Here is a 14,061-nt window from a genome sequence, read left to right on the forward strand (position 1 = left end):
TTTTATTTGGCCCAAGTATACCATAAGCGGCAGTATAGAGATTAAAGCGTTTTCCAGATATTTTATAGACGATTCCGGCTCCAGCCCATAATCTAAGGATAGATCAAGCTTAGGTGTCTATATGTCATGGACTTCACGCCAAAAGCTTCTCTATACTGATAGGGACATGCTGCAAGATGAATAACAAGGTAAGGGTGATAGAGCTATGAATGAGGTTGCAGAGCTAATGAAGCTTACAGTCTACACGCGCATACCGAACCAGGATTACACTGGGTCTCTCGCCAACAGTGTTCATATGGCCTGTACAGATGACCCTAACGAATTTCAGCCGCTGAACCGGAACTATGGCCTATTATTTGCCGTGGCCACCGTGGATGAGAAGAATGTGATTCATGAAAAAGGACTCAAAAACCCCTATCTGTTCCGCACACAGGATGGTGCTTTCGGGATGATTGCGGTAAGGATTGACGCCTCGGGGGAGGATGACGGGGAGAGCAGGGGGCAGATTCTGCTGTGGACCTCGCCGGATCTGGTGACCTTCGATGCTCAGCGGCTTGTCCGGCTAGACCATGAACGGTATGTAAAAGAAGCCGTCTGCGCACTGGACAGCACTGGCGGGTATGAGATCCGCTGGAAGGACAACGACGGCAACTATTATGTGAACCGGCTGGCTGACCTGCGGAAGCCGGAAGGGATCTCGCCGCCGGAGCCTGCGGAAGCCTTCACCGCAGAGCGGCCCGCCCAGCCGCTGCCCGGAACCCGTCCGGGGAATGTGCTGACCGTGGATGGCCCCACCGGCCGCAAGGTCCAGGCGGCCTGGATCCCGGTGCATAACACCGGTATTCGCGTGGCGGAGCAGGTCAGTGTCCACTCCGCCGCCGAATTGGCAAAGGTCAGAGCCACAGCGCTATATTCGGACGGCTCCACTGCCGATAAGCGGGTGGACTGGGATACCGCAGGGATTGATTTCACCTTGCCAGGAACTCATACCATACATGGCAAAGTGGTCACTTACGACTTGCCGTTCCCGTTAGCAAGCGGCTATGCAGACCCTGTAATTCTCCCCTGGAACGGCAGGTATTACTTCCTGGCTACCAATGACAATGTCAATAATATCGGCATCTATGTCCGCGTGGCAGATACTTTACAGGACTTATTCGCTCCGGGCTTCCAGGAAGCCGTTATACTGGACCTGAATGAGGAGCTGAACTTCATCCAGACCTTCTGGGCACCGGAATTCCATGTCATCGGCGGGGAGCTGTACATCCTGTTCGCTGTTGGCGGCAAGGTATGGGGACCGCAATGCCATCTGATGAAGCTGAACCCCGGCGGAGATATTATGAAGGCCGGAGATTGGAGCACGCCGGTCCGGGTGAAGCGGATGGACGGCACTCCTTTGGCCGCAGACGGCATTACGCTGGATATGACTTATTTCAAGGTAGACAACACCTCATGTGTTGTCTGGTCTTACCGCAAAGGAATCGGAACGCCGCTGGATACCGGCTCCATGCTGTATATCGCCACTGTAGATGAAGCGAACCCGGCGGTATTAACCAGTGAGCCGGTGCTGCTGTCGCGTCCGCTGCTCGGCTGGGAGAATGTTCAGGGCACCATCAACAACGAAGGCCCGTATCCGCTCCTGACGGAAGATACCGTGTATATTGCCTATTCCGGCGGGGCGGCAACAGGGTATACCTATGCGGTAGGCTGGTTAAGCATTCCACGGGGCGGCGATGTTCTGGATGCCGGTGCCTGGAGCAAGGCGGCTACGCCAGCACTTTCTTATTATTCGCTGGATGGGGTGTACGGCCCGGGGCATAATTCCTTTTTCCGGGATACAGACGGTACTATGCTAGTTCTCTACCACGGGGAAGAGCAGTTGGTGAAGCATGGAACGAGATGCTCGGCGATCCACAGAGTCCATTACAACAGTAACGGCGTACCCTTGCTCGATGTGGCCGGGGATAGAGATGTACACCCGGATTACGCCGAGTGCACGATACAGGTGACTGTGCTTGCTTAGCCGGGCACCTCTTACAACGACAATCTATATAACAAATGGAGGATGTTAGAATGACACAACAACAAGGATTTAACCCCTATCTGCCTTCCTGGGAGTATGTGCCGGATGCGGAGCCTTATGTTTTTGAAGGAAGAGTATATGTCTATGGCTCACATGACCGGTTCAACGGCCACGCTTTCTGTCTGAACGACTATGTCTGCTGGTCAGCGCCGGAGGACAATCTGGGCGATTGGCAGTATGAAGGGGTGATCTACCGGACGACAGATGATCCGCTCAACCCGGAAGGCAGCATGTGTCTCTATGCACCGGATGTGACGCAGGGACCGGACGGGCGCTACTATCTCTACTATGTACTGGACAAGGTTCCTGTCGTATCGGTAGCGGTCTGCGATAAGCCGGGCGGCAAATACGAATTCTACGGCTATGTCACCTATAAGGACGGCACGCGTCTGGGCGAACGGGAGGGTGATGAGCCGCAGTTTGACCCGGGGGTATTAACCGAAGGAGACACCACTTACCTGTATACCGGCTTCTGCGGATACGGCGACAAGTCCAGACACGGCGCGATGGCTACCGTACTGGGTCCTGATATGCTTACGATTATTGAAGAGCCTGTGTTCGTTGCACCGAGCCAGCCTTACAGCCAGGGGACCGGCTTCGAGGGCTATGAGTTCTTCGAGGCCCCTTCCATCCGCAAAAGAGGGGATATCTACTACCTGATCTACTCCTCCATCTCCATGCATGAGCTGTGTTATGCCACCAGCAGTCATCCCACCCGGGATTTCGTATATCAGGGAGTCATTGTGAGCAACTGTGATCTGCATATCGATACGTATAAGCCTGCGGACCAGACGATGTATTACGGCGGCAATAACCACGGCAGCATCGTGGAGGTTAATGGAGCGTGGTATATCTTCTATCACCGGCATACCAACGGGACCGCGTTCTCGCGCCAGGGCTGCATCGAGCCGATTACGTTCCGTGAAGACGGCACCATCCCGCAGGTGGAGATTACAACCTCAGGCCCGAACGGCGGCCCGCTGGAGGGACGCGGAGAATATCCGGCCTACCTGGCCTGTCATTTGTTCACCAAGGATCAGGAGATGTATACCGGAGGGTTTGGCAAGATGGGTGCCTGGATGGACAGCCGGTTCCCGAAGATTACCCAGGACGGCAGAGACGGCGAAGAAGAGGTTGGCTATATTGCCAATATGACGGAGTCGGCGACTGCGGGGTTCAAGTATTTTGACTGCAAGGGGGTTAGCCGGGTCTCCATCAAGGTGCGGGGATATTGCCATGGGGAGTTCCAGGTGAAGACTGCTTGGGACGGGCCTGCGCTTGCTTCTATTCCGGTAGGCTTCACTAATGTCTGGAAAGAATATGCTGCGGAAGTGGCGATTCCAGACGGCGTGCAGGCCTTGTATTTCACGTATACCGGAGGCGGCGGCGCGCAGTTTGCATCATTTACGCTGGAGTAGACCGGAGGCATTCAGACCGGGCATGACACAGACAGCAGGACCAGGGAGCGTGTTCCCGGTGCTGCTGTTTTGTCGTTCACATCGTGGAGCGTATACTCTGAGCCCGCAGCTACACGCCGGAAGAATACCGGGCCTTGTACTCTGATGGGGGCATGTTCATATAATGCTTGAACCATTTGGAGAAATAGCTGACATGCTGGTAGCCTGACTCCAGCGCAGCCTCCAGCACATTGTATGATCCGCTGCGGAGCAGACTGGCCGCCTGGCTGATGCGGATATAATTCAGATACTCCATCGGTCGCATCCCGGTCTGAGCCTTGAAAAACTTGCAGAAATGCGAGCGGCTAAGCGATACAACGGAGGCAAGCTGATCCAGCTCCAGCCGGTCGCGGGAATGTGCCTCCATATAGCTCAGCACCTCCCGGATCTGCCGGTTATATTCCCGGCCGTGCCGGGTCTCCGCCGCCGGGTTCAGCCCGGTCAGCCCGTATTGATAGCTGTCTGCGATGAACAGCAGTAAGAGCGCCTTCAGACTCATTTCGTATGCCCCGGACTTACGCTCATAGCGGCTTAGCAGCTCCCTGATCAGCTGAAGCAAGGGGGAGTGGGCGGCATCTGCAGCAGATAACAGAGCGGGAAGCCGGACCTTCCCTTGCAGGACGGGGTCCAGGAACAGCTCCTGCACCCTGTCGGGCTGAGGCGAAGACAGCCAGGAGCCTTTGAACACGATGGAATAATAACAGGTGCCGCCCATGGCGGTGTCCATGCCTGAATGAAGCTCGCCGGGATGAACAATCAGGGCATCTCCTGCTTGAATGGCGAACTCGCGGCTCTCAATATAGAAGGTAGCGCGGCCTTCCGCCAGATAGATTATCTCCATCTCGTTATGCCAGTGCACGGGAAGAATGGAATGCACGCGGGCCTGATGCTCCACCCGGTAGATATGCAGCGGGAATTCCGGCTGGCCGTGCAGCTTGTTCTCCCGGTAACGGTGTTCGTACATGATGCCCTCCTCTGAATCGCTATATTGTGATGATATCGCGCAAATATATGGTAGATGAACCGCTATCAATAATAATATCATTATCATCAGAGGAAGTCATAAGGAAGGGTGAAACCATAATGAAACTGATAGCTGTTCAATCCGGCGAGGCTGGCGTAAGGCTGGAGACTAGTGAGGGAATGATGCATATTGGCTGGTGTACGCCGGGGATTGCCAGAATCCGCTATACGCTGAATGCTGAACTGAGCGGTAAAGAAAGTCTGATGGTGGTACGCCGGACAGAAGCAGAGAATGTAGCTTGCACTATTACAGAACTGCCCGGCCATCTGGAGATCTCAACGGCGCAGCTAACGATTGAAGTGGATAAAGAGACCTGTGCGTTCAGCTATAGAGCTGCGGACGGCACACTGCTGACACGGGAGCCGGCCAGAGGCGGCAAAACCCTGGAGCGCACAGAGGTCTATCATACGGTATTCGATGCTTCGGCAGACACGGTAGAGACCGGACAGGGTGCGGATGGGCTGCGTGCCAGAGCGGAGGGCGTCAACCGGAGGCTGGACCGGGAGGCTTTTCACACGAAGCTGGAATTCGAATGGCAGGAAGGCGAAGCTCTGTACGGACTTGGCTCCCATGAAGAGGGGATGATGAACCTCCGGGGACGGCAGCAATACTTGTACCAGCAGAATATGAAGGCGGTTGTACCGGTACTGGTGTCTACACGCGGGTACGGGATTCTGGTAGATTCGGGGTCTTATATGACTTTTCATGACGATGCCTTTGGCTCGTACCTCTGGAGCGATGCGGATGAAGAGATGGATTACTGTTTCATTTATGGTCCGGAATTCGATCAGATTACGGCGGGAATCCGCTACCTGACCGGAGATGCGCCAATGCTGCCGAAGTGGTCCTTCGGGTATGTGCAGTCCAAGGAAAGATACGTCTCCCAGGCAGAACTTCTTGCCACTGTGCAAGAGTATCGTGAACGTTCGCTTCCCCTCGACTGTATCGTGCTCGACTGGCAGTCCTGGACGGGTAATCTGTGGGGGCAAAAGACTTTTGATCCTGAGCGCTTCCCCGATCCCTCGCAGATGATGGACAGCCTGCACGCTATGAACGCCAAGCTGATGGTATCCATCTGGCCGATTATGGGCGCGGGCGGGGAGAATCATGAAGAGATGAAGGCACGCGGCTTCCTGCTCGGCAATCAGGCGACGTATGACGCCTTCTCGGAGGAGGCTCGTGCGCTGTACTGGAAGCAGGCCAATGAAGGACTGTTCGCCCACGGCATTGATGCCTGGTGGTGCGATTGCACCGAGCCGTTCGAAGCGGACTGGAAGGGCGCGGTGAAGCCGGAGCCGGAGCAGCGGCTGCTGATTAATACGGCAGAATCGAAGCGGTATCTCGATCCGGGCTTGATCAATGCCTATTCTATGCAGCACTCCAAAGGGATCTATGAAGGCCAGCGTGCAGCGACCTCAGCGAAAAGGGTAATCAATCTGACACGCTCCGCGTTTGCAGGGCAGCACCGTTACGGCACGATTACATGGTCTGGTGATATAGCCGCTAACTGGGAGACGTTGAGGAAGCAGATTGCAGACGGCCTTAACTTTTGCCTGACCGGTTCGCCATACTGGACGCTGGATATCGGGGCGTTCTTCGTGAAGAATTCCAAGGAGCAGTGGTTCTGGAGCGGGGATTATAACGAAGGTGTTGCGGATCTGGGCTATCGGGAGCTGTATGTCCGCTGGTTCCAGCTCGGGGCCTTCCTGCCGATGTTCCGTTCGCATGGCACGGATACGCCGAGAGAGATATGGCAGTTCGGCCAGGAGGGGGAGCAGATGTATGACACGCTGGTGAATTATCTGAAGCTCCGTTACAGGCTGATGCCATACATCTACTCCCTGGCCGGAGCTGTGGCACACCGCAGCTATACTATGTTCCGTGCGCTGGCCTTCGATTACCGGGAGGATGTGCAGGTCCATGCCATCGGCGACCAGTTCATGTTCGGTCCGGCCTTCATGGTGGCTCCTGTCACAGAGGCCATGTATTACGGTCCCGGCTCCCGCGAGCTTGAGGGGGTTCTTAAGCAGCGCCGGGTCTACCTCCCTGAAGGCGAATGGTATGATTATTGGAGCGATGAACGGCTGGAGGGCAGCGTGACGATTGAAGCCAAGGCGGATCTGGAGACGCTTCCCCTGTATGTCCGCGCCGGGTCCATTGTTCCGCTCGGCCCCGACGTTCAATATACGGATGAACAGCCGGAGGCGGTGACGAGGCTCAAGGTATACGGCGGCAAGGATGCAGCCTTCACCCTGTATGAAGATGAAGGCGATAATTATAATTATGAGACCGGCGCCTATGCCATGATTGAGCTGAGCTGGTGTGAAGCGGACCGCAGCCTGACGATCGGGAAGCGGGCCGGAGACTATGCCGGAATGCAGGCGGTAAGGCAATTTGCCGTAGAGCTGGCCGGTTATGCGGGAAGCCGCATTGTCAGTTATGAAGGGGAAGCTGTAACCGTCCGCGAAGCGGATCTTCAGAGCTAAGGCTGAGGTTCATTGTAACTAATTTGAGCATTTTGTGCATTTCTTAAGCGAATTGGAGAAGCTCTAGTAAGCTCTGTTACTCTTGCGGTAGGCGGCGGGTGTCATGCTGGTGATTCTTTTGAATGTACGGTAGAAATGGGGCAGGCTCTCGAAGCCGCAGGCCATGGCGATCTGCTCAATGGTGCCGCTTGATTGCAGCAGGCTGTCTTTGGCGGCAAAAATCCGCTTGGTCGCAATATAATCCGTCACATTCATGCCCAGACGCTGCTTGAAGACCCGGCTGAAATGGGCCGGTGAGATATTCGCCCGCGCAGCCAGAGAGCTTAGCTCCAGCGGCTGATCCAGATGATCGTTGATATCCCTGAGCGCCTCACGGAACCACTCCGGCAGCAAGGGATTGGAAGCAACCGGCTCGGCGGCTTGCGGCAGGCAGTAGCGGTTCAGATGCAGCAGTGTAAGATGAAGCAGCAGCGTAAGCGCCTGCCCGCCGTCCGGCTGATTCTGCTCGCGTTCCCGGTGGATCGCATCGATATCATTTTGCAGAATTTCAGCATGCTCTGGAGACAGGGTATACTTGTACTGCTTGTTTGTCTTGGCAGCGTCGAACAGCTTCAGATAGGGATAAGACTCACTGTAGGTATGGTTATGAATCAGAGCCGGGCTGAAAAAAAGGGCGGAGGAGGTCACCGGCTCCTCATTGTCGGGAAATCCCCGGTGTACCGTGTTTCCGGGAACGACAATAATGTCACCCGGATGCATCTCATAAAAGGTCTGATCGATGAAAAAGCTTCCTTTGCCGCCGTATACGTAAATGAATTCGTACCAGTCATGCTGGTGGTCGGGCAGCTCGCGCTGCGGACTTTTCGTTTCCTTATAGTCCAGCAGCAGCGTAACCGGTAATTGATGGTCAAAATGCCTGCGGATCGGTTCCATGAAGTCGCCCCCCTGTGCTACATCTCTGCATTCTTACCCACATCATATCAAAATAAGGTATAGATTTGTTTGTTTTAGCTATTTTTATTCCTTTATCGGATGTTTACAATAAGGTGGAATGGAGGCGTTATCATGTATATTGATGCTCACCAGCATTATTGGAAGATGGACAGGGATGATTATGGCTGGATTACGCCGGAGATTCCGGTGCTGTTCCGGGATTATCTGCCCGCTGATCTGGAGCCGGAGTTAACGAAGCACGGGATCAGCCGCACGATTGTTGTACAGGCTGCGCCTACGGTGGAGGAGACGGAATATATTCTGGGACTCAGCGGGCAGGCGGAGTCTGTCGCGGGCGTGATTGGCTGGCTGGATCTGGCAAGCCCTTCCTTCCAGGCCGAATTCGAGCGTCTCAGCAGACATCCGAAGTTCACCGGGCTGCGGGTGATGATTCAGGAGATGGCGGACCCCGGGGTGCTTTTGACCCGGCCTTATATAGAAGCGCTCTCATATCTTGCGGAGCGGGATGTGCCGGTGGACCTCCTGGTGCTGGCCGATCAGCTTCCGCAGCTCATTGCGATGCTGGAACAGGTTCCGGGACTGCGGGGAGTCATTGATCACCTGGCCAAGCCGCCGATTGCATCGGGTAGCCTGGAGCCGTGGAGAAGCCAAATGGCAGAGGTTGCGGGGCATCCGGGAATTTACTGCAAGCTGTCCGGGATGGTCACTGAAGCAGATCCCCAAGGCTGGACGCAGGAGGATTTCACGGCTTACGTACATGCTGTGCTGGAGCTGTTCGGACCGGAGCGGGTGATGTTCGGCAGTGACTGGCCTGTGTGCCTGATGGCGGCAACCTATGAGGAGGTTGTGGGGATTCTGCGCACAGCACTGCAAGGCCGCTTGTCTGCGGAAGAGATGGAGCCGGTGTTTGGAGCGAATGCTGTTAGATTTTATAAGCTGGATTTATAAACCATAGGAGGTAGTGCAAGATGAAATACAGAAAGCTGGGCAATACGGGACTGGATGTCTCCGCATTAAGCTTCGGTGCCTCTTCGCTGGGCAGTGTATTCCGGGAGGTTCCGAAGGATGAGGCTATCCTCACGGTTCATACGGCGATTGATCTGGGGATTAACCTCATTGACGTCTCCCCTTACTACGGTCTGATGAAGGCGGAGACCGTGCTGGGTGAGGCACTCCGGACGGTACCGCGCGACAAGTATATCCTGAGCACGAAGGCCGGACGTTACGGCGAGGGGGAATTCGATTTTTCCAGAGAGCGGATCATCCGCAGCGCGGAAGAGAGTATGGGCAGACTGGGCACAGATTACCTGGATATTCTGCTGCTGCATGATGTTGAATTCGGCTCGCTTACACAGGTGATGGAGGAGGGGATTCCGGCGCTGGAAGAGCTGAAGCAGGCGGGCAAAATCCGTTACTTCGGCGTCAGCGGCCTGCCGCTGAGTGTGTTCGAGAAGGTGCTGCCGCAGACCAAGCTGGATGTCATTCTGTCCTATTGCCATTATTCGCTCAACGATACCACACTGCTCCGGCTCCTTCCGCTGCTGGAGGAGAGCGGCACGGGGCTGATGAATGCGTCGCCCATCTCGATGGGGCTGCTCAGCAACCGCAAGGTGCCGGACTGGCATCCGGCAGGTGCGGAGATTCAAGCCGCATGCCAGCGCGCCGCTGAGTATTGCAGGGACAAGGGAGAAGACATCGCCAAGCTGGCGGTCCAGTTCTCCACCGCGAACGAGCAGATTCCTACGACCTTGGTCAGCACGGCGACACCAGCCAATATCCGCAACAATATTAAGTGGACTGAAGAGCCGATCAATGAACAATTACTGGAAGATGTACGCGATATTCTGAAGCCGATCGACGGGGCGACCTGGCCGAGCGGCCGGGCAGAATGGAACGAAGCACCAAGCCGGAACGGGGAGCGCTTATAATGAAGGGAATTATTTGTGAGGAAATCGGAAAGTTCGTCTACAGGGAAGATCTGCCGGAGCCGGAGCTGCTGGATGGAGAGGCGGTTGTAAGCATCCGCCGGATCGGCATCTGCGGGACGGACCTCCACGCTTACCGGGGCAACCAGCCTTATTTCACTTATCCGCGTGTGTTGGGGCATGAGCTCGCAGGGATTATTGAGCATATTGGCGATAACCCGCAAGGGCTGCGGGCCGGTGATCAGGTCAGTGTCATTCCGTATCTGCATTGCGGAGAGTGCCGGGCCTGTCTGAGCGGTAAAACGAATTGCTGTAAGCAAATGAGAGTGTTCGGTGTTCACCTGGATGGCGGAATGCGGGAACGGGTAAGTCTGCCTGTAGGCAATCTGCTGAAGACAGACGGGCTGACGCTGGATCAGGCGGCCATGCTGGAGCCGCTGGCGATCGGTGCCCATGCGGTGCGGCGCTCCGGTGTCGGCACGGGGGAGCAGGTACTGGTAATCGGCGCAGGCCCGATCGGACTGGGCGTAATGGCCATGGCCCGGTACGCTGGGGCGAAGGTCATTGCGATGGATGTCAATGACGAACGTCTGGCCTTCTGCAAAGGCTGGGCGCAGGCGGAGCATACGGTAAGCGCCTTGCAGGAGCCGAAGGAGCAGCTATCGGCGCTGACGGACGGCAACTTCCTGCCGCATGTCATTGATTCCACCGGCAACATCTCATCTATGGAAGGTGCTTTCGGACTGGTCGGCCATGGGGGCACACTGACTTATGTCGGCCTAGTCAAAGGGAACATTACTTTTAGTGACCCTGATTTCCATGCCCGCGAGATGACGGTGCAGGGCAGCAGAAATGCGACCCGTGAGGATTTTGAACGGGTGATTAGCGCCATTAGGGACGGTTATATTGATGTGGACCGCTATATTTCCCACCGCTGCTCCTTCGGGGAGATGACCGGGCAGTTCGAGAGCTGGCTGAATCCGGAAACCAAGGTGATCAAGGCGCTGGTGGAACTGAATTAACTGCTAAGGAGCGAAGCAACGATGACAAGCAAGGAACATAGCCAGCGGTTATGGTATAGTGAACCGGCACAGGAATGGAATGAGGCGCTGCCGATCGGCAACGGCCGGCTCGGGGCGATGATCTTTGGCAGGGTGGCTGAGGAGAAGCTGCAGCTCAATGAGGATTCTGTATGGTACGGAGGTCCGCGTGACCGCAACAATGAAGATGCGCTGCCCCACTTGCCGAAGCTCCGCCAGCTGATTCTGGAAGGCAAGCTGAGTGAGGCGGAGGAGCTGGCGGCCATGACGATGGTGGGGCTGCCGGAAGCACAGCGCCATTATTTGCCGCTTGGCGACCTGCTGCTGTCGTTCGGCGGACATGAGCAGCCTGCTCAGGACTATCAGCGGGAGCTGAATCTCGAATCCGGTGTATCCCAGGTGAGTTATTCCACCGGCGGAGTGCGGTATACCCGTGAGCTGTTCGCCAGCTTCCCGGATCAAGCCATCGTGGTGCGGATTACCGCTGACCGGAAGAACGCAATCTCCCTGAAGGCCAGATTCAACCGCCAGAACTGGAGAATGCTGGAGAAGACCGAGAAATGGAATGACAGCGGGCTGGTGATGGGCGGAGAATGCGGCGGGCGCGGGGGCAGCTCCTTCGCTGCCGTACTCAAGGCCGTCACAGAAGACGGAACCTGCCGCAACATCGGCGAATATGTGCTGGTGGAGGGGGCGAGCTCGGTTACGCTGCTGCTTGCCGCAGGCACCACGTTCCGCCATCCTGATCCGGCGCTGCATGCCAAGCGGCAGCTGGAAGCGTTGAGTGTGGTTCCTTATGAGGAGCTGCTGGCCCGCCACATTGCAGATTACAGCAGCCTGTACGGGCGAGTTGCGCTGACGCTGCCGGAGAACGCGGAACTGAGCGGAATGCCGACAAGTGAACGGCTGGACCGGTTCCGGCAGGGGGAAGAGGATCACGGGCTGATCTCGACTTATTTCCAATATGGCCGTTATCTGCTGATCGCCTCCAGCCGCCCAGGCTCCTTGCCTGCGAATCTGCAGGGTATCTGGAACGACAGCTTCACCCCGGCCTGGGACAGCAAATTCACGATTAACATTAACGCGCAAATGAATTACTGGCCGGCTGAACCCTGCAATCTGGCGGAATGCCATGAGCCGCTGTTCGATCTGATCGAGCGGATGCGGGAACCGGGACGGGTGACCGCCAAGGTGATGTACGGCTGTGGCGGATTCACAGCACACCACAATACGGATATTTGGGCAGATACTGCTCCGCAGGATACGTACCTGCCAGCATCGTTCTGGCCGCTGGGAGCCGCTTGGCTGTGTCTGCATATGTGGGAGCATTACCGGTTCAGCCAGGACCGCCAGTATCTGGCGAATACCTACGATACAATGAAGGAATCTGCACAATTCCTGCTGGATTACCTGATAGAGGATGAATCGGGCCGGCTGATTACCTGCCCGTCCGTCTCGCCGGAGAACACGTATCAGCTGCCCGGCGGGGAATCGGGCGTGCTGTGTGCCGGAGCTTCTATGGACTTCCAGATCATTGAAGCTCTGTTCAAGGCCTGCATCCAGAGCGCGGAAATCATCGGACGGGACGAGGCATTCCGCGAAGAGCTCCGCTCAGCACTGGACCGTTTGCCGGGGCCGCAGATCGGTAAATACGGCCAGATTCAGGAATGGATGGAGGATTATGAAGAGGTAGAGCCGGGGCACCGTCATATCTCGCATCTGTTTGCACTATATCCGGGGGATGCCTTCACAGTGGAGCATACGCCGGAGCTGGCGGCAGCGGCCCGTACGACGCTGGAACGCAGACTTGCCAGCGGCGGCGGACATACCGGCTGGAGCCGGGCCTGGATCATTAATTTCTGGGCGCGGCTCCAGGATGAAGGCAAGGCTTATACGAATGTACGGGCGCTGCTGGAGCACTCCACCCTGCCTAACCTGTTCGACAACCATCCGCCGTTCCAGATCGACGGGAACTTCGGAGGAACAGCGGGCATTGCGGAGATGCTGCTGCAGAGTCATACAGATAGGATCAGACTGCTGCCCGCATTGCCTGCCGACTGGAGTGAGGGCAGTGTCAAGGGTCTGCGGGCAAGAGGCGGCTATACTGTCGATTTCACCTGGACCGGTGGACTCGTTACGGAAGCAGTGGTAACATGTACCGTATCCGGCCCTTGCCGGCTCGAAGGTCCAGGACTTGATTCCGTATCGTTCACAGGAGAAGCGGGCAGCTCGTATACATTCACCCGCTGAGGCTGAATAGCAGGCTGTGCGGGTGACGAATACTATACGATAGTACACTGGGATTGGCGCATTTGCGTCAATCCCTTTCTGCTGTGGTTGGCTAGAACGTCGAGCGGAGCAAATGTAATCGAAAAACCGACTACAATTGGACGGAGGAGGCGCGTAAGCCAAATGTAATCGAAAAACCGATCACATTACGCAGCGCGGAGGCGCGCGGGCCAAATGTAATCGAAAAACCGATCACAATGCGCAGCGCGGAGGCGAGCGGGCCAAATGTAATCGAAAAACCGATCACATCTGGCAGTGCGGAGGCGAGCGGGCCAAATGTAATCGAAAAACCAATTACATTGCGCAGCGCGATAGCGAGCGGGCCGAATGTAATCGAAAAACCGATCACAATGCGCAGCGCGGGGGCGAGCGGACCGAATGTAATCGAAAAACCGATCACATTACGCAGCGCGGAGGCGCGCGGGCCGAATGTAATCGAAAAACCGATCACATTTGGCAGCGCGGAGGCGAGCGGGCCGAATGTAATCGGAAAACCGATCACATTTGGCAGTGGCGTAGGTGCGGGCGGGTGCGCAAGGGGCGAGCCTAATGGTGAGGTGCACAAGTGCTCCCGAATCCGCCGAAAGCGAGCTCCAGCGTGAATGAGGCGCACAAGTGCATCAGAATCCGCCGAAAGCAGGCACTCAGCGCCAATAAGATGCACAAGTGCACCTGAATCCACTGAATAATACCGCGTCCGCAAAGCAGCCAGAAGCCGAACCCCCGCAGGCACCACGCCCCCACTCACAACGGCAATTCCGCTGCCGCTTTGCAAGCAAGCGTTTTCTTTTTATGAATTTTCA

General features: G+C 56.2%; 10 protein-coding genes. 7 read left to right on the forward strand and 3 right to left on the reverse strand.

Going from position 1 to position 14,061, the window contains the following annotated elements; all coding sequences use genetic code 11:
* The first annotated feature begins 205 nt into the window (after positions 1-205).
* Both MKX51_RS10625 and MKX51_RS10630 read left to right on the forward strand, forming a co-directional pair.
* Positions 206-2,023 (forward strand): family 43 glycosylhydrolase, encoded by a 1,818-nt coding sequence (locus MKX51_RS10625; RefSeq protein WP_340992310.1) that lies wholly within the window; start codon positions 206-208, stop codon positions 2,021-2,023.
* 50 nt (positions 2,024-2,073) lie between these two features.
* A complete protein-coding gene (locus MKX51_RS10630) occupies positions 2,074-3,501 on the forward strand; it encodes a family 43 glycosylhydrolase (RefSeq protein WP_340992311.1) in 1,428 nt (475 codons plus the stop codon).
* 109 nt (positions 3,502-3,610) lie between these two features.
* Here the strand turns inward: MKX51_RS10630 and MKX51_RS10635 are convergent, their stop codons facing one another.
* On the reverse strand, positions 3,611-4,504 hold the full coding sequence (locus tag MKX51_RS10635; protein WP_340992312.1) for a helix-turn-helix transcriptional regulator: 894 nt from the start codon (positions 4,502-4,504) through the stop codon (positions 3,611-3,613).
* 119 nt (positions 4,505-4,623) lie between these two features.
* On the opposite strand from MKX51_RS10635, the gene MKX51_RS10640 reads away from it, so the two are divergent.
* Positions 4,624-7,050: a glycoside hydrolase family 31 protein gene (locus tag MKX51_RS10640; RefSeq protein ID WP_340992313.1), complete on the forward strand. Its 2,427-nt coding sequence runs from the start codon at positions 4,624-4,626 to the stop codon at positions 7,048-7,050.
* Positions 7,051-7,113: 63 nt separating this feature from the next.
* Here the strand turns inward: MKX51_RS10640 and MKX51_RS10645 are convergent, their stop codons facing one another.
* On the reverse strand, positions 7,114-7,983 hold the full coding sequence (locus tag MKX51_RS10645; protein ID WP_340992314.1) for an AraC family transcriptional regulator: 870 nt from the start codon (positions 7,981-7,983) through the stop codon (positions 7,114-7,116).
* Between the two features lie 132 nt (positions 7,984-8,115).
* Between MKX51_RS10645 and MKX51_RS10650 the strand changes: the two genes are divergently transcribed.
* Genes MKX51_RS10650 through MKX51_RS10665 form a run of 4 tightly spaced genes read left to right on the forward strand, consistent with a single transcriptional unit; the run spans position 8,116 to position 13,219 of the window.
* On the forward strand, positions 8,116-8,952 hold the full coding sequence (locus MKX51_RS10650) for an amidohydrolase family protein (RefSeq protein WP_340992315.1): 837 nt from the start codon (positions 8,116-8,118) through the stop codon (positions 8,950-8,952).
* A 20-nt stretch (positions 8,953-8,972) separates the two neighbouring features.
* Positions 8,973-9,932: an aldo/keto reductase gene (locus MKX51_RS10655; protein WP_340992316.1), complete on the forward strand. Its 960-nt coding sequence runs from the start codon at positions 8,973-8,975 to the stop codon at positions 9,930-9,932.
* Complete coding sequence (locus MKX51_RS10660; protein ID WP_340992317.1) at positions 9,932-10,951, forward strand: zinc-binding alcohol dehydrogenase family protein; 1,020 nt, start codon at positions 9,932-9,934, stop codon at positions 10,949-10,951. The genes MKX51_RS10655 and MKX51_RS10660 overlap by 1 nt, the downstream gene beginning before the upstream one ends.
* A 21-nt stretch (positions 10,952-10,972) precedes the next feature.
* Positions 10,973-13,219, forward strand: a complete 2,247-nt coding sequence (locus MKX51_RS10665; protein WP_340992318.1) for a glycoside hydrolase family 95 protein — start codon at positions 10,973-10,975, stop codon at positions 13,217-13,219.
* Between the two features lie 130 nt (positions 13,220-13,349).
* Here MKX51_RS10665 and MKX51_RS10670 read toward each other — a convergent pair whose 3' ends face one another.
* Positions 13,350-13,823, reverse strand: a complete 474-nt coding sequence (locus MKX51_RS10670; RefSeq protein ID WP_340992319.1) for a hypothetical protein — start codon at positions 13,821-13,823, stop codon at positions 13,350-13,352.
* Positions 13,824-14,061 lie beyond the last annotated feature (238 nt).

The sequence above is a fragment of the Paenibacillus sp. FSL M7-0420 genome, from assembly GCF_038002345.1.
In the GTDB taxonomy this organism is placed as follows: domain Bacteria; phylum Bacillota; class Bacilli; order Paenibacillales; family Paenibacillaceae; genus Paenibacillus_AQ.

Coding starts and splice junctions, on each gene's coding strand:
- MKX51_RS10655 (WP_340992316.1), top strand. CDS start 8,973: ATGAAATACAGAAAGCTGGGCAATACGGGACTGGATGTCTCCGCATTA.
- MKX51_RS10665 (WP_340992318.1), top strand. CDS start 10,973: ATGACAAGCAAGGAACATAGCCAGCGGTTATGGTATAGTGAACCGGCA.
- MKX51_RS10645 (WP_340992314.1), bottom strand. CDS start 7,983: ATGGAACCGATCCGCAGGCATTTTGACCATCAATTACCGGTTACGCTG.
- MKX51_RS10660 (WP_340992317.1), top strand. CDS start 9,932: ATGAAGGGAATTATTTGTGAGGAAATCGGAAAGTTCGTCTACAGGGAA.
- MKX51_RS10635 (WP_340992312.1), bottom strand. CDS start 4,504: ATGTACGAACACCGTTACCGGGAGAACAAGCTGCACGGCCAGCCGGAA.
- MKX51_RS10630 (WP_340992311.1), top strand. CDS start 2,074: ATGACACAACAACAAGGATTTAACCCCTATCTGCCTTCCTGGGAGTAT.
- MKX51_RS10650 (WP_340992315.1), top strand. CDS start 8,116: ATGTATATTGATGCTCACCAGCATTATTGGAAGATGGACAGGGATGAT.
- MKX51_RS10640 (WP_340992313.1), top strand. CDS start 4,624: ATGAAACTGATAGCTGTTCAATCCGGCGAGGCTGGCGTAAGGCTGGAG.
- MKX51_RS10625 (WP_340992310.1), top strand. CDS start 206: ATGAATGAGGTTGCAGAGCTAATGAAGCTTACAGTCTACACGCGCATA.